This window comes from Campylobacter sp. CNRCH_2016_3089, assembly GCF_025772505.1.
Classification (GTDB): Bacteria; Campylobacterota; Campylobacteria; order Campylobacterales; family Campylobacteraceae; genus Campylobacter_D; species Campylobacter_D lari_D.
In genome coordinates, this window is the sequence record NZ_JAKMSF010000003.1 from 109,052 (window position 1) to 123,714 (window position 14,663).

Annotated in this window: 15 protein-coding genes and 1 pseudogene; 8 read left to right on the forward strand and 8 right to left on the reverse strand. The window is 28.4% G+C overall.

The window, feature by feature from the left end:
- Positions 1-79: 79 nt before the first annotated feature.
- Positions 80-391 (reverse strand): glycosyltransferase family A protein, encoded by a 312-nt coding sequence (locus L8W69_RS02875; RefSeq protein ID WP_263666399.1) that lies wholly within the window; start codon positions 389-391, stop codon positions 80-82.
- A 47-nt stretch (positions 392-438) separates the two neighbouring features.
- On the opposite strand from L8W69_RS02875, the pseudogene L8W69_RS02885 reads away from it, so the two are divergent.
- Positions 439-1,477, forward strand: a pseudogene (locus L8W69_RS02885) (beta-1,4-N-acetylgalactosaminyltransferase).
- A 71-nt stretch (positions 1,478-1,548) separates the two neighbouring features.
- Here the strand turns inward: L8W69_RS02885 and L8W69_RS02890 are convergent.
- Together L8W69_RS02890 and L8W69_RS02895 are read right to left on the reverse strand one after the other, a co-directional pair.
- Positions 1,549-2,274 (reverse strand): glycosyltransferase family 25 protein, encoded by a 726-nt coding sequence (locus tag L8W69_RS02890; protein ID WP_263666402.1) that lies wholly within the window; start codon positions 2,272-2,274, stop codon positions 1,549-1,551.
- A complete protein-coding gene (locus tag L8W69_RS02895) occupies positions 2,271-3,077 on the reverse strand; it encodes a glycosyltransferase family 2 protein (RefSeq protein WP_263666403.1) in 807 nt (268 codons plus the stop codon). Before L8W69_RS02895 ends, L8W69_RS02890 begins: the two co-directional genes overlap by 4 nt.
- A 52-nt stretch (positions 3,078-3,129) precedes the next feature.
- On the opposite strand from L8W69_RS02895, the gene waaF reads away from it, so the two are divergent.
- From waaF to L8W69_RS02915, 4 genes are all read left to right on the forward strand, one after another.
- Complete coding sequence (gene waaF / locus L8W69_RS02900) at positions 3,130-4,044, forward strand: lipopolysaccharide heptosyltransferase II (RefSeq protein WP_263666404.1); 915 nt, start codon at positions 3,130-3,132, stop codon at positions 4,042-4,044.
- Between the two features lie 92 nt (positions 4,045-4,136).
- Positions 4,137-4,439, forward strand: coding sequence for an HU family DNA-binding protein (locus L8W69_RS02905; RefSeq protein WP_039619003.1), 303 nt, complete (start codon positions 4,137-4,139; stop codon positions 4,437-4,439).
- A 96-nt stretch (positions 4,440-4,535) separates the two neighbouring features.
- Entirely contained in the window at positions 4,536-5,438 is a 903-nt protein-coding gene (gene cysK, locus L8W69_RS02910; protein ID WP_263664830.1) for a cysteine synthase A, read from the forward strand.
- Positions 5,439-5,450: 12 nt separating this feature from the next.
- A complete protein-coding gene (locus L8W69_RS02915; protein WP_257938844.1) occupies positions 5,451-6,836 on the forward strand; it encodes a replicative DNA helicase in 1,386 nt (461 codons plus the stop codon).
- Here the strand turns inward: L8W69_RS02915 and tpx are convergent.
- Genes tpx through L8W69_RS02930 form a run of 3 tightly spaced genes read right to left on the reverse strand, consistent with a single transcriptional unit; the run spans position 6,833 to position 9,865 of the window.
- Positions 6,833-7,351 carry a thiol peroxidase gene (gene tpx, locus L8W69_RS02920; RefSeq protein WP_263661219.1) on the reverse strand — a complete coding sequence of 173 codons (519 nt, stop codon included), beginning with the start codon at positions 7,349-7,351 and terminating at the stop codon, positions 6,833-6,835. The genes L8W69_RS02915 and tpx overlap by 4 nt on opposite strands.
- An 11-nt stretch (positions 7,352-7,362) precedes the next feature.
- Entirely contained in the window at positions 7,363-8,706 is a 1,344-nt protein-coding gene (mgtE, locus tag L8W69_RS02925) for a magnesium transporter (protein ID WP_263666405.1), read from the reverse strand.
- Position 8,707: 1 nt separating this feature from the next.
- Positions 8,708-9,865: a M23 family metallopeptidase gene (locus L8W69_RS02930; RefSeq protein WP_263666406.1), complete on the reverse strand. Its 1,158-nt coding sequence runs from the start codon at positions 9,863-9,865 to the stop codon at positions 8,708-8,710.
- Positions 9,866-9,992: 127 nt separating this feature from the next.
- Between L8W69_RS02930 and L8W69_RS02935 the strand changes: the two genes are divergently transcribed.
- Genes L8W69_RS02935 through L8W69_RS02945 form a run of 3 tightly spaced genes read left to right on the forward strand, consistent with a single transcriptional unit; the run spans position 9,993 to position 12,897 of the window.
- The gene (locus tag L8W69_RS02935) at positions 9,993-10,703 is read left to right on the forward strand and encodes a plasminogen-binding N-terminal domain-containing protein (RefSeq protein WP_412175223.1); all 711 of its coding nucleotides are present in this window, start codon (positions 9,993-9,995) and stop codon (positions 10,701-10,703) included.
- The gene (locus tag L8W69_RS02940) at positions 10,703-12,085 is read left to right on the forward strand and encodes an FAD-linked oxidase C-terminal domain-containing protein (RefSeq protein WP_263666407.1); all 1,383 of its coding nucleotides are present in this window, start codon (positions 10,703-10,705) and stop codon (positions 12,083-12,085) included. Before L8W69_RS02935 ends, L8W69_RS02940 begins: the two co-directional genes overlap by 1 nt.
- A complete protein-coding gene (locus L8W69_RS02945; protein ID WP_133319705.1) occupies positions 12,085-12,897 on the forward strand; it encodes a YihY/virulence factor BrkB family protein in 813 nt (270 codons plus the stop codon). The genes L8W69_RS02940 and L8W69_RS02945 overlap by 1 nt, the downstream gene beginning before the upstream one ends.
- Here L8W69_RS02945 and L8W69_RS02950 read toward each other — a convergent pair.
- Positions 12,844-14,103: a ComEC/Rec2 family competence protein gene (locus tag L8W69_RS02950; protein ID WP_263666408.1), complete on the reverse strand. Its 1,260-nt coding sequence runs from the start codon at positions 14,101-14,103 to the stop codon at positions 12,844-12,846. The two genes, L8W69_RS02945 and L8W69_RS02950, sit on opposite strands and share 54 nt — an antisense overlap.
- Positions 14,100-14,663, reverse strand: coding sequence for a DedA family protein (locus L8W69_RS02955; protein WP_133319703.1), 564 nt, complete (start codon positions 14,661-14,663; stop codon positions 14,100-14,102). The genes L8W69_RS02950 and L8W69_RS02955 overlap by 4 nt, the downstream gene beginning before the upstream one ends.

The window sequence follows — 14,663 nt, forward strand, 5'->3', positions numbered from 1 at the left end:
AATGTTTTTTAACTTTGTTTGGACTATATTTTTACTAAGTTTGGTAAAGTTTTTTTATTCTTTTACGAGCTCTTTTATACTATTTTAAAATTATTTGATTTTTCATAACTGATATATTTTCTTCGTTTTCAAAAAAATCTCTTAATTTAGTTCCTTTTATAAATTCTAATCCCATATTTCTTGCAGAACTTAATCCCCAATTTTCTTTGGAGATTAAAAATATTCTTTCATCTTTATTCAAATATTCCAAAGACATATCCAAGCTTCCATCATCTGCTAAAATAATATCTAGATCTTTATAAGTTTGATTTATTACGCTATCTAAACATTCTCTTAAATAAGGTGCTGCATTATATATTGGGATGATAATTGTAATTAAAGGATTATTCATATATACTTTCTTTTTATTTTATTATGTATAAGGAAACATTAAAAAATATGAAATTTAGAAAAATATTTATAAATTTATTGCTTATATTTATACCAATAAAATCTATAAGAAAAAAGATAAGATATAATTTAAACAATAAAACCATATCTTTACAAAAAACTGATTTTAAGTTACCCAAAAATATTTTAAATAAAATAAAAACATACAATAATAAGTATTTTTATAAAATTAATAAAACCATTAATGGGGGGGCATAATGGTTATTTTGACTTTGATCCAAACTCAAAAGATACAAAATCTTCTTTAAATCCTTGGGCTTTTATAAGAGTCAAAAATGAAGCTATTACTTTAAGAGCTTCATTAGAAAGTATATTGCCTGCAATACAAAGAGGCGTTATAGGATATAATGATTGTACTGATGGAAGTGAAGAAATTATTTTGGAATTTTGTAAACAATACCCTTCTTTTATACCAGTAAAATACCCTTATGAAGTACAAATTGAAAATCCTCAAAGTGAAGAAAATAAACTTTATAGTTATTATAATTATGTTGCAAGTTTTATTCCTCAAGGAGAATGGCTTGTAAAAATAGATGTAGATCATATTTATGATGCTAAAAAATTATATAAAAGTTTTTATATACCCAAAAAAGATAACGATGTAGTCAGTATAGCTAGATTAAATATTGCTGTCGAAAATAATAAAGTATATATTGTCCCTCATTATTTTGTTGATGTTGCCGATCACTGGCTTATAAAAAATAATCAATTAAAATGGGAGGAAGTTTTGATTGTAGAAGATGGATTTGATTGGATAGAAATTTCTAAAGATAATTTATATCAATATGATAATTTTTCTTCATATGAAATATTATGTTTAAAAGGAAGAAATATATATCATACAGAATTAACCAATTGGCATTTTCCATTTGTAAAGCAGCATAGGAAATTAAAAATTCGAAATGATTGGATATTGTTAAGTGATTTTAAAGATCAATTTTCTTACCTTATAAATTCAAGGATTGATGAGAAATTGTTAAATAAAGATAGAATTATAAATACATATAATAATTTTGCTTTAGAATGATTGTTTTTATTATTTGGTAGAAATCTAATAATTATCACTTGCAAGTTGCACATTTAAAAGCAAAGAATTTTTTATTTATAAATAATTTTTAAAGTTGAAAAATAAAATCTTATAATTTCTCTTATAATTTTAGATGGTATGTTAAGCTTCTTTTTTCTTTGTGTTATGGTAGTTTCTACATGATTTAAGTCAAGCAAAAATGGTTTATATATAATGTTTTGTATTTTATTATAATAATACATATCCATATAATCATCTACAGGCTTAAACCAATATCTCGCTTTTTCAATAAACTTTTTTGCAGCATTTGGGTGTATAAAATATCCTTGCGTGCCACCAATATTTTCGTAACTTATATAAAAATTATTATTTAAATGGTGTATTTTTTTATCAAAAAGGTAATAAAATCTTATGTATTTATAGTTACTATTTAGTAATTTTTCAATGACATTTGAGTTGTTTAAAAACTCATCGCTAAAGATGACATCATCTTCTAAAATGATGATGGGGTTATTAAGTTCTTGACATTTTTTCCATAAACTATAATGAGATGCAAAGCATGATTTTTCACTATCGCTAAGTTCACGCCCAAGTACAAATTGACACCACCATGGGAAGTGGTTTTTAAACTGCAAATGTTCATTTTTAGAACCATCGATGGCTTTAAAAAATTCAAATTCTAGTTGATTTTTTAAATCCGGATTGTATGTGAAGAGTTTTTGAATTTGTTCTTGCATAAAATTTTTTCTATCTTCTGAGCGTTCTAGATTGATGATAAAAACTTTTACTTTTTTCAAACTCTACTCTCTAACCCTAAAATTTCTTTTTCTAAAACTTCTAATATTTTTTCATTAAAATGCTTATATTGAAAAATATTAGTTAATTTTTTAATGCATTTTAAACTTTGCTTTTTATGTTGGTAATTTTGCCATAAAATTTCTTTATTTTTGTTTTCATATCTACCATTTTCATTAAATTCATAGCGGTATATGCATTCTTGCGATACAAAAAAGCTCTCACTTGGCATAAAATTTATATAGTTAAAAAGCACATCTTCTCCATAACAAAGTTTTTCTTTAAAATCAACATGCTCAAAACTTTTTAAAATCAAATTTTTCTTATATACTTTTGCCCAAACACTCCAACAAAAATGCTTTTGTTTAAGTAAAAATTCCAAAAATTCATCTTTTTTAAAAAGTTCATCTTGTTTAAATCTATAAAATTTCTTAAATTTCACCCTATGTACATATGCATCAAACACTACCATATCTACATTTTTGATTTTTTCAAGTCCAACTTCACAAGCATTAAGCTCTAAATAATCATCAGGATCTAAAAACATTATATAGGGTGAGCTTGAATTTAATACACCTATATTTCTACTAGCAAAAGTTCCTAAATTCTCTTCATTATGTATGATTTTTATCCTATCATCTTTACTAGCATATTCTTTAGCTATATCTATACTTTTATCATTGCCAAGGTCGTCTACCACAATGATTTCTATATCTTTAAAAGTTTGTTTAATACAACTTTCTAATGCTCTAGCAATATACTTTTCCACATTATAGGTTGGTAGTATGATGGAAATTTGACTCATTTTAGCTCTTTATTTTTTGATATAATTATAGCTTTTATTTTTAAGGAAAATTATGAATATTTTTATCAACCTTCCTACTTGGCTTGGTGATGCGGTGATGGCTAGTGCGGCTATTTATGCTATGAAAGAAAAATACCCTCAAGCTAAATTTACTTTTTATGGTTCTTTTGTAAGCACAGAGCTTTTTAAACGCTTTGAAAATGCTCAAATTTTAGTAGAAAATAAAAAGCAAAGATATAGGCAATTTTTAAAAGCTAGAAAAAACCTTGGTAAATTTGATCTAGCTTTTTCGTTTCGCTCGGCATTTTCAAGCAAGATCATTTTAAATCTAATCAAAGCAAAAAAAAGATTTTATTTTGATAAAAATATTCTAAAAGAAGAACACCAAGTCTTAAAATACTTAAATTTCATAGAAAAAGCCTTAAATTTTAAAGCCACTTCAAATGCTTTAAAACTCCCTATAAAAGCAAAATCAACTCAAAAAATCTTAGGTATAAACCCGGGTGCGCATTTTGGAAGTGCCAAAAGATGGGAAGCGAGCTATTTTGCAAGGGTAGCAAAAGAATTTAGCTCAACTCATCAAATTTTAATCTTTGGAGTAGAAAGTGAGAGAGAAATTTGTGATGAAATTGAGCATTTTCTTTTAAAAGAAGGTATCAAATCAAAAAATCTTTGTGGTAAAACTAGTATTTATACTTTATGTAAAAATATTTCTATGCTTGATTTGCTCATCACAAACGACAGTGGTCCTATGCATATAGGTGCAGTTTATGGGGTGAAAACGGTGGCTATTTTTGGCTCGACTAAATTTAGTCAAACTTCGCCTTGGCAAGAAAATGCTAAAATAGCACATTTAAATTTAGCTTGTATGTCTTGTATGCAAAAGGTCTGCCCTTTAAAACACCACAAATGCATGAAAGACTTAAAGCCTGAAATGGTAATAAATTTAGCAAAAACATTTTTTTAGCATATTTTTCTTTGTGATTTGGGTTTAAACCTCTTGCAAAAGCTTGATAAATGTGTTAAACTTAACAATCATTTTTAATCAAGGAGCTTTTTATGACTAAAGCAGATTTTATTTCTCAAGTTGCTCAAACTGCTGGGCTAACTAAAAAAGATGCAACTGCAGCTACTGATGCAGTAATCGCTACTATTACTGATGTATTAGCTAAAGGTGATAGCATTAGCTTTATCGGTTTTGGTACATTTTCTGTAGCTGAAAGAGCTGCTAGAGAAGCTAGAGTGCCAAGCACTGGTGCTACTATTAAAGTACCTGCTACTAAAGTTGCTAAATTTAAAGTAGGTAAAAACCTTAAAGATGCAGTTGCTGCTGCTAAAACTGCTAAAAAAGCTAAAAAATAATTCTTTGCGCAAAAGTTAAAAAACTTTTGCGTTTTTCTTCATAGTTAAGTATTAATTTTCTTTTGATATTGTTTTTAAAAATATTAAAGGAAGACAATGTCAGTTTATAATAATATCTTAGATTGTATAGGTAATACCCCGATTATTTCTTTAAAAGAATTTGCTCCAAATCTTTATGCTAAATGCGAGTATTTTAATCCAAGTCATTCTATAAAAGATAGAGCGGCTGTGGAGATGATAAAACAAGCTTTAAATGAAGGTAAAATCAATCAAGAAACAACCATTATAGAAGCTACAAGTGGAAATACCGGCATAGCTTTAGCAATGATTTGTGCAAGCTTAAAGCTTAAACTTATCATAGCTATGCCTGAGTCTATGAGTATTGAGCGTAGAAAAATGATGAGTTTTTTTGGTGCAAAGCTAGAACTTACTCAAGCAAGTAAAGGCATGCAAGGAGCGCTTGATAGAGCTAATGAGCTTTTGAGTGAAATTCCAAATTCATTTATGGTAAGTCAATTTGAAAATATCAACAATAAAAACGCACATAGAAAAAATACTGCTTTAGAAATTTTAAAAGCTTTACCCGATCTTGGTATTTTTTTAGCAGGTTTTGGTACAGGCGGGACTATTAGCGGGGTAGGAGAAATTTTAAAAGAACACAATCCTAATGTCAAAATCATAGCCTTAGAACCCGCATCTTCGCCACTTTTGAGTCAAAATACCGCTGCAAGCCATAAAATTCAAGGTATAGGTGCAAATTTTATCCCTAAAATTTTAAATCAAAAAATTATAGATGAGATAGTTTGTGTAAGTAATGAAGATGCTATAAATACAGCCTTAGAACTTGGTAAAAACGGCATAATGGCAGGAATTTCAAGTGGTGCAAATGTATATATGGCTAGAAAAATTGCTTTAGAAAACCCTGATAAAAAAGTCTTAACTATGTTAAATGATACAGCCGAGCGATATTTGTCAACTGATTTATTTGCAAATTTATAATTAGGGGTGTGTATGAGTCAAAATAATGAGCATTTTGATTTGGATCTTGAAAGGGCAATTTTAAGTTCTTGTATATATAGTGAAGATTCTTTTTTTAGTGTTTCTTCGGATATTGAGATTAATGATTTTTCGCTCAAAGCTCATCAAGATATTTATAAAGCTATTTTAGCTTGTGTAAATGCAGGTGAGCCTATAAGTGCAAGTTTTATAAGAAAACATAAAAAAGTAGATGAGCAAATTTTAGCTGAAGTTTTAGCTACTACTTCCATAGCAGATGTAAGTAAATACGCTTATGAATTAAGAGAAAAGTCCATTAGACGCCAACTTTTAAATTTTGCTTATACTATACCTACAAGGGTTAATGAAGATAAAAGCATTTCTCAAATTTCAGATGAAATAGGCAAAGAGATTTTTAATCTTACAAACCGTGTAAATAGTAATAGTATTAAAGATATGACTATGGTTATGTCTGAACTTATGGATGAGTTTAAAAAGCAAAAAGAAGCTGAAAACAAAGATATTTTAGGACTTGATACAGGCTTTAGTGAGCTTAATAAAATGACAAAAGGCTTTAAACCCGGCGATCTTGTAATCATTGCTGCACGCCCTGGTATGGGAAAAACTACAATTTGCTTAAATTTTATAGAAAAAACACTAAGACAAAATAAAGGCGTTGTGATGTTTTCACTAGAAATGCCTGCTACGCAAATCATGCAAAGATTAATCAGTGCAAAAACTTCCATTCCTTTGCAAAAAATTCTAATCGCAGATTTAAACGATGATGAGTGGAGTAGGGTAGGTGATGCTTGTAATGAATATGCGCAAAAAAATCTTTATATTTATGATAGTGGTTATGCTAGCATAGCAGACATTCGTTCAATTTTACGCAAAATCAAGGCTCAAGATGAGAGTATTGAGCTTTGCGTAGTTGATTACATCGGCCTTATGATGAGTAACTCAGCTTTTAATGATAGGCATTTACAAGTGAGTGAAATTTCAAGAGGTTTAAAGCTTTTAGCAAGAGAATTAAATATGCCAGTAGTGGCACTCTCACAGCTTAATCGTTCATTAGAAAGTAGGGCAAATAAGCGTCCTATGCTTAGTGATTTAAGAGAGAGTGGCGCCATAGAACAAGATGCAGATACGATTTTGTTTGTATATAGAGATGAGGTTTATAGAGAACAAGAAGAAAAAGAAAGAGAAAATAAAGCCAAAAATGAAGGCAAAACTTATGAGAGAAAATTTATGCCAAATCCTGTGCAAGAAAAAGCTGAGCTTATTATAGGTAAAAATAGAAATGGTCCTGTAGGGCATGTGGATTTGCTTTTCTTAAAAGAAAAATCGTGCTTTATTGAAGCTCCGAAAGAAGATTTTATAGTTACCAATTTTGAAGGTTAATTTAAAGAATAGCGATAATCGTTTTGTATAAAAAGCTCTAAATCTTTAAAATCAATTTTTCCCATCAGCTCTTTTACGAGCTGTTTGTATATTATTTTTTCATCTTTAACTATAAAAGCTGATCTTGCCAATAATCCTGCAAATATACTATCATGTATTAATACTCCATAATTAGTGCCAAAATCTTTAAAGGCAAAATCACTTGCAACTATGATATTATCAATTCCTTCAGTCGCACAAAAACGATCCATAGCAAAAGGTAAGTCCATGCTAATAACAATCACTTCAATGTTTTTTATAGATGCCAATCTTTTGTTAGTTTCTTTAGCTTGTTTGGAACATACTTGAGTGTCTAAGCTAGGAAAAGTTAGTAAAATTTGAGTTTTTCCAGGTGGTGCTATTTCTACTGAGGCAAGATTTTTAGTTTTTAAAGTCACTTTTGGAGCATTATCGCCAATTTGTAGTTGATTTCCTGTGAGTTTTATGTTTTGTTTTTTATATATAATGCTTGACACAATTTTCCTTTTTATAATAAAATCATCTTAGCTAAAAGTAAAAAGCTGAAAAAACCCAAACCATCAGTAATTGCAGTAATCACAACACTTGAACCTACCGCAGGATCAATTTTAAATTTTTTCAAAGTTAATGGCACAAAAGAGCCTACAAAACCGGCTAAGGCTAGATTGATTAGCATTGACAAAGCTATAACAAGTCCTAAAAGGGCTGTTTTAAACCATATAAAAGCTATAATACTCATAACGCTAGCAAATATAAGCCCATTTAATAAAGAAATTCCACTCTCTCTTAATATAACTTTTTTAGCATCTTTAAATTCTACTTCATTGAGTGAGAGTTTTCTAACTGTTACCGCTAAGGCTTGTGAGCCTGTGTTACCTCCCATGGAAGCTACAATAGGCATAAGTACTGCTAGAGCTACAAGTTGTTCTATTTCACCTGAAAAAAGACTGATGATATTAGCTGAAATTAATGAAGTTGTAAGATTAATCATGAGCCAAAAAGCTCTTGCTTTAGCTGCTTTAAAAGCACTTTCTTCTTCAACATCTGCATCAACTCCGGCTAAATTATAAATTTGCTCTGTTGCATTTTCTTGGATTAAATCATGAATATCATCATAAGTAATTCTACCCAAAAGCACTCCATCATCATTTATAACAGCCAAAACACTTAAATCATAATCTTCTACTATATCAATAGCCTTTTGTATATCTTCATGATCTTTAATGCTATAACATTTATATTTTTCATTGTTGTTTTTAATAATATCTGCAAAACTTAGTTTAAAATCCCAAAGTAAGAGATCGCTTAGGTTGATAGCATTGCAAAGTTTTCCTTGTTTATCTATGATATAAACTTGAAAAATTTGATCTACTTGTCCTGAATGCTTTAAAATTCTATATCTTTTAATGGCCTTTTCTATACTTTCATTAATAGAGGCTGTGAAAATTTCTGTTTGCATATAAGCACCAGCGGTATTTTCATCATAATTTTTAAGGCGTAAAATTTCTTCTTTGTCTTCTGAACTTAAGCGGTTTAAAATAGCTAAAGTTTTTTGTGGATTTAGCTCTTCAAAACGCTTAATTAAGTCTGTTGCATCATCACTTTCAAGCTCTTCTACTGCTTTTGCAATCTTTATAATGCTTAAGTTTTCTAAAATATCTTCTAAGATATGTTCAGGCGTTATAGTAGCTACATTTGCAAGTGTGTAAGTATCAAAAGATTTAAGAGTTTTTAAATAAAGCTCTTCATTATGCCTTTTAATAGTTTTTAAGGCTTCATTGATTTCATAGGTACTTTGATCTTTGAAAGTATTTTTTAAAAGTTCTTGTGCTTCTAAAAAATCATTCATCATCTCAAAGCTCCATAGAATTTTCTATATTTTGTTCTTTTGGTGGATTTTTATAATTCTCATCAATGCTTTGCAAGCGGTTTTCATACTCTTTTGCCATTTTTAAAAATTCTTCTTTGTTTTTTCCACTTAAGCTTGATTTTGGAATTTTAACTATAGTTTCAGGATTAATTGCTTTATTATTTAGATAAAGTCCAAAATGCAAATGTGGTCCAGTGCTCATACCAGTAGAGCCTACATAAGCAATCACTTGTCCTTGCTTAACTTTTTGTCCGCGTTTGATTTTTGCAAAGCGACTAAGATGAGCATATAAAGTCATATAGCCTGACATGTGTTTTACTTGTACAACCTTACCATAACCACCTTTTGTCCCAACAAAGCTAATCGTTCCATCTCCTGCACTTTTAACTGGAGTACCCGTTGGAGCTGCATAGTCAATACCTAGGTGTGCTCTATAGCGTTTTAATATAGGATGGTATCTTGCTCTAGTAAAACGATCTGAAATCCTTGTATATTTGACAGGTTTAGTTAAAAAGAAATTTTCAAGCTCTTTTCCTTGAGCATTATAATAAGAATCTTTATATAAAAATACAGAATATTCTTTACCTCTAATATTAGCTAAAGCTGCTTGGATATTAATATCGCCAAAAAGTCTTCCTAGTCTTCTTTTTTGCTCATAAATTAATATTACACTATCGCCTTTTCTAACATTTTTAAAATTAACACTATTTTTAAAAGCTCTTACCATAGCTCTTGCTAAGGTTACGCTACCACTTTCATCATAAACATCTTGATAAGCTGAATTGTTAATAGCTACGCGAATAGTTCTTTTTTCTTTGGTATAAGAAATTGGAGTAAAACTTAATACGAATTTATTTTCAGTGTTTTTGTAAATATGAATTTGTAAATCATCACTGATTGGGATTAAAACCTGTTCTAATTCTCCTTGATCATCTTTTAACATTTGGTATTTAATACCACTTGCAATTTCTGCACTTAGTTCTTTATCTTCAGCATCAAGATTATAGTATAAATTTAAAGGTATGGAGTGATCTTGTAAAAAATCAAGTAAAGTTTTGCCATTCTCCCAAGAAAGTTCTTCAACACTTGAAATAGCAAAAAGTTTTATCGATATAAGTAAAGATATGAAAATTTTTTTCATGGTATTTTAAAGCCTTCTAAAATTTAAACATAAATTTGTATTTTACTTAATTTTTCTTACAATTTTGTAAGGAAAATACAATATAATTTAATTTTTACACTTTTTTAAGGAGTATCAGTTGTCAAGAATTATTTTAATGCTTTGTTGTTTTTTAGCATTTTTGCAAGCTAAAAATTTTGATTTAATACAAACAAAACTTGAAAAAGTAGATGATATTTATGGTTATATAAAAGATGATCCTAGAATTTTATTGCACTCAAGTGGTATAGTTGTGCATGAAATTGATACACAAAAATCAATTATTGCAAGAGCTAGTGTGATAGGGCGTGAAAATGGCTTAGTTAAATTACAATTTAAAGTTTTTGATATGCTAGCTCAAGATGCTATGCCTTTACCAAATGTATTGCCACAAGTAGGCGATAAAATAGTTTTAAATTATTTATATGATAGAGCCTTGATTATAGCTCCTGATAAAAATGTGTATGATTTTATAGCTCAAAAATTAAATGGACTTTATTTTTTACACCCTGATTTATTTGGTGCTCATATGATACAAGAATACCGCCAAACTCCAAGAAGATCAGATTTTAGATCTTTTTGTTCAAAAAATGCTGTTGGGCTTTTAGTGGTAGCTTTAGAAAATAAAGCTGAGATAGTTGATTGTCAAGATTTTGGCAAGATAGAAGAATTTAACATACCTCAAGCTCAAAGTTTGCAAATTCCATTTTATTCAAGAATTACAGGTTATAAAAGCGATATTTTTAGCTTAAATGATGAAGCAATTGGAAATTATTATGTATATTATGAAAAATTAATTAGCTTAACTAGAGAAAAATAATGCAAGAAATCCATCAAAAATTTTTTCAAGATCTTTTAGGGGTTGAAAATGCTCATTTTGATCCTATCCACAAAAGAGCGTATAGTTATGATGCTACTAAAAAGCATTATTTACCTGATGGAGTGCTTTTTCCAAGAGATGAAAATGATATTAGTCAAATTTTAAAATATTGTAATGAAAATAAAATCATCGTTATTCCTAGGGGCTCAGGTAGTGGATTTACCGGTGGAAGCTTAGCTATTAATGGTGGAGTAGTGTTAAGCTTTGAAAAACATATGAATAAAATTTTAGAAATTGATCTTGAAAATTTAGTTGCAGTAGTGCAGCCTGGTGTGATAAATATGGCTTTACAAGAAAAAGCAAAAGAATATGGTTTATTTTATCCACCTGATCCTGCTAGTATGGAGTATTCTTCTTTAGGGGGGAATGTAAGCGAAAATGCAGGAGGTATGAGAGCTGCTAAGTATGGTATAACTAAAGATTATGTAATGGCTTTAAGAGCTGTTTTACCTAATGGAGAAATCATTAGAGTAGGTAAAAAAACTATAAAAGATGTAGCGGGTTATAATCTAGCTGGAATTTTAATAGCAAGTGAGGGATCTTTGGCTGTGCTTAGTGAGATTACTTTAAAACTAGTAGCTTTGCCAAAGTTTAAAAAGACAGCTATGGGGATTTTTAACAGCATTGATGAAGCAATGAATGCAGTTTATAAAACTTTAGCTAAAGGTGTGACTCCTGTATCTATGGAATTTTTAGATCAATTAAGCATACAAGCATTAGAACAAAAATTCCAAAAAGGCTTACCTATGGATGCGGGTGCGATTTTAATCGCTGATGTAGATGGCAATGTAGAAGAGGCTATTGAAGCAGATTTAAAAATTTTGCAAGAGAGTTTTTATGAATCTGGCGTAAGAGAGTTTAAAATAGCAAAAGATGAGCAAGAAGCAGCCAATATTTGGTTTGCTAGAAGAAACTGCTCTCAAAGTATAGCAATGTATGGAAATTTAAAGCTTAATGAAGATATTACAGTGCCGCGTTCAAAACTACCTGATCTTTTAAAAGGCATAGCTGAAATTTCTAAAAAATATGGTTTTAAAATCCCTTGTTTTGGTCATACTGGCGATGGTAATGTACATACTAATGTAATGGTAAGTGATAAAAATAATCCTGAGCTGGTTAAAAAAGGTTACGAAGCTGTAGAAGAGGTGTTTAAGCTTACAGTTTCTTTGGGTGGAACCTTAAGTGGGGAGCATGGTATAGGCATTTCAAAAGCTCCTTTTATGAAGCTTGCTTTTAGCGAAGCTGAAATGGACTTGATGAGAAATATCAAAAAAGCATTTGATCCAAATAATATACTTAATCCTTTTAAAATGGGACTTTGATGAATTTTAAAAACTTCATAAAAATTCTTTTAAGCATAAGAGATAAAGAAATTTTAAATTATGCTGCAGCTTTGAGTTTTTATACTATTTTATCTTTAATACCGCTTTTATTTTTATGTTTTTGGGTTTTTACTCAAATTCCAAGTTTTGAAATGTATCAAGAAAGAATTAAAAATTTAATTTTTACTTTTTTAATCCCAACTCAACAAGAATTAATAACACAATATATTAACACTTTTTTAAAAAATAGTGTCAATCTTGGTTTAATTGGTCTTTTAGCTATGGCTTTGACTTCTTTAGCATTTTTTTCAGGTTATGATTATGTTATTAATAAGCTTTTGGAAGAAGACTCTAAAAGTCTTTGGCATAGTATAAGTTCTTATTGGACTTTGGCAACATTAACTCCACTTGGACTTGGAGTGAGTTTTTACATTTCAGGTTTTATACAAAAAACCTTAGATGATTTTAATATTGCTTTAAATTTTTTTGAGATTTTACCTTATGTGATTATATGGGCTTTGTTTTTTACATCTTATTCAAGTTCAGTGAGTAAAAAAGGTGATTTAAAAACTTTGCTTATTAGTTCTTTTGGTGCTTCTGTGATTTGGTATATTTCTAAGATGATTTTTGTATATTATGCTGTATATAATAAAACTTATTTAAATGTATATGGTTCTTTTTCTGTGATATTGTTTTTCTTTTTGTGGATTTATATTTCTTGGATTATTTATCTTTTGGGTTTAAGGGTTTATTTGATTTTAAATCAAGAAAATAAAGGGAATAAAACCAAGAGAAATTACAAAAAGAGCTAAATAACGATGAAAAATAGCCATGAAGGATAAAAATATATAAATAAGATAAATTTCTAATGGTATGTGTAACAATATACTATTTAATTTAAAATCAAATAATGCTAATAATATTTCATCTAATACATCTCCATAAGATAATAAATGCAGTAATAAACTTATAGGGTAAAATAAAGCAAATAATATGCTTAGAGGTATACCTAAAAATTGTTGAAAACTAATAAGTGGAAAAAAATATAATACAGGAATCATCATTGCTAAAAAAGTCCAAAAATTTATAAAAATAATATGAATATAATTTTTTGAAAAATTATCTTTAAAATGATGTAAATATAAATAAATATAAAATATTCCTAAACTTGAAAATAAAAAGCCAACGCTAAATAATAAATTTGGAAATAAGCTTATACATAAAATTACACTTAAGAATAAAAATTTAAAACTCAAAATTTTAATATTTTTACTAAATAGATAAAAAGCAAAAATACTCATACACAAAGCTCTTATATAAGAAGGGCTAAAGTCTATTAAAAATATATACAAAATTAAAAGCAAGAAAGCAAAAATACTAATATCAAGTTTTAAACTTCTATAAGGAAAATATCGTTTGTGAAAAAAGGCATATAAAGGAGCAAAAATCAAAAAGCAAAAGCTAAATAACAAGCCCAAATGATATCCACTAATAGCAATTAAATGTGTGATATTGTAAAAATTTACATCATTTCTAAGTTCACTTGATATATTTTTTGCAAAAAATAAAGCCCCGTAAAATTCTTTGATTTTTTCATTTTGATGTTGATTTAAAAAATACTCCACTAAGATATTTTCTTTTTGAGTATTAGTTTTATGAAAATCATAACTTGGCACGAAAAAATTTTTACTAAGATAATCTTTAAAGTTAATATTTTTAGTAATAATCCTAAGATTTATAATATCATTTTTACTTAAATTTAGATCTTTAAAACTAGTAGTGTAAAAAACAAAATCAGAATTTTTAATTTTAAAAACTTGGTATTTTTTACCTTTTTTATTAGTTTTTTGATAGCTAGATATAATGATATTATTTTTAAGCAATAAATGTTTTGTGAGTTTAAAATTTTGGTATTTTTTATACTCATAAATGAGATTTAGGCTAAAAATTGCTAAAAAACATAATAATAAAATTAAAAATTCTCTATAAGAATCTTTTATAGAGAATTTTAAATTCATTTTTTCTTAGAAAAGCGTGATAAGTATAACCATATAATAAAAATTAAAGTGATTATAAAGGCAGGTGCTATATAAGGATGATTTGAAAAAATTTCAAAAGCCTCCTTTAAGGTGTTTCCAAAAATAAATCCAGCATAACCAAGTATTATAGCCCAAATTAAACTAGCTAGGGTATTGATGATAAAAAATCTTACAAAGCTAAATTTGCAAAGGCCTGCTGCTATAGGAATGATAGTTTTTACCCCGTAAATAAATTTTTGCACTACTAAAAGCAAATCTCCATATTTTTTGATTTTTATCATAGCAAGAGCGATTTTTCTTCTATGATTTTTAAAATAAGGCATTATGTCTTTTTTATAATATTTTCCTAGAATAAATAATAGGGTTGAACCTATGGTATTAGCCAAAAAGGCTAAAAATATACACAAATGCAAATCAAGTTTAGTTGAACTTGCACAAAGTACCCCGGCAGCAAGTATGGCCACCATTCCTCCACCAAAAGAATAAAAAAATAAAATCAAATAACCATAAGTGCTAAGATTATCAATCATTTCTTGCAT

Excerpts from the sequence above, each read along its gene's own strand:
- L8W69_RS02940 (WP_263666407.1), top strand. The coding sequence starts at position 10,703 with ATGCAAGAAATCCATCAAAAATTTTTTCAAGATCTTTTAGGGGTTGAA.
- L8W69_RS02905 (WP_039619003.1), top strand. The coding sequence starts at position 4,137 with ATGACTAAAGCAGATTTTATTTCTCAAGTTGCTCAAACTGCTGGGCTA.
- L8W69_RS02915 (WP_257938844.1), top strand. The coding sequence starts at position 5,451 with ATGAGTCAAAATAATGAGCATTTTGATTTGGATCTTGAAAGGGCAATT.
- waaF (WP_263666404.1), top strand. The coding sequence starts at position 3,130 with ATGAATATTTTTATCAACCTTCCTACTTGGCTTGGTGATGCGGTGATG.
- L8W69_RS02955 (WP_133319703.1), bottom strand. The coding sequence starts at position 14,663 with ATGCAAGAAATGATTGATAATCTTAGCACTTATGGTTATTTGATTTTA.
- L8W69_RS02950 (WP_263666408.1), bottom strand. The coding sequence starts at position 14,103 with ATGAATTTAAAATTCTCTATAAAAGATTCTTATAGAGAATTTTTAATT.
- cysK (WP_263664830.1), top strand. The coding sequence starts at position 4,536 with ATGTCAGTTTATAATAATATCTTAGATTGTATAGGTAATACCCCGATT.
- L8W69_RS02895 (WP_263666403.1), bottom strand. The coding sequence starts at position 3,077 with ATGAGTCAAATTTCCATCATACTACCAACCTATAATGTGGAAAAGTAT.
- mgtE (WP_263666405.1), bottom strand. The coding sequence starts at position 8,706 with ATGATGAATGATTTTTTAGAAGCACAAGAACTTTTAAAAAATACTTTC.
- L8W69_RS02945 (WP_133319705.1), top strand. The coding sequence starts at position 12,085 with ATGAATTTTAAAAACTTCATAAAAATTCTTTTAAGCATAAGAGATAAA.
- L8W69_RS02930 (WP_263666406.1), bottom strand. The coding sequence starts at position 9,865 with ATGAAAAAAATTTTCATATCTTTACTTATATCGATAAAACTTTTTGCT.
- L8W69_RS02875 (WP_263666399.1), bottom strand. The coding sequence starts at position 391 with ATGAATAATCCTTTAATTACAATTATCATCCCAATATATAATGCAGCA.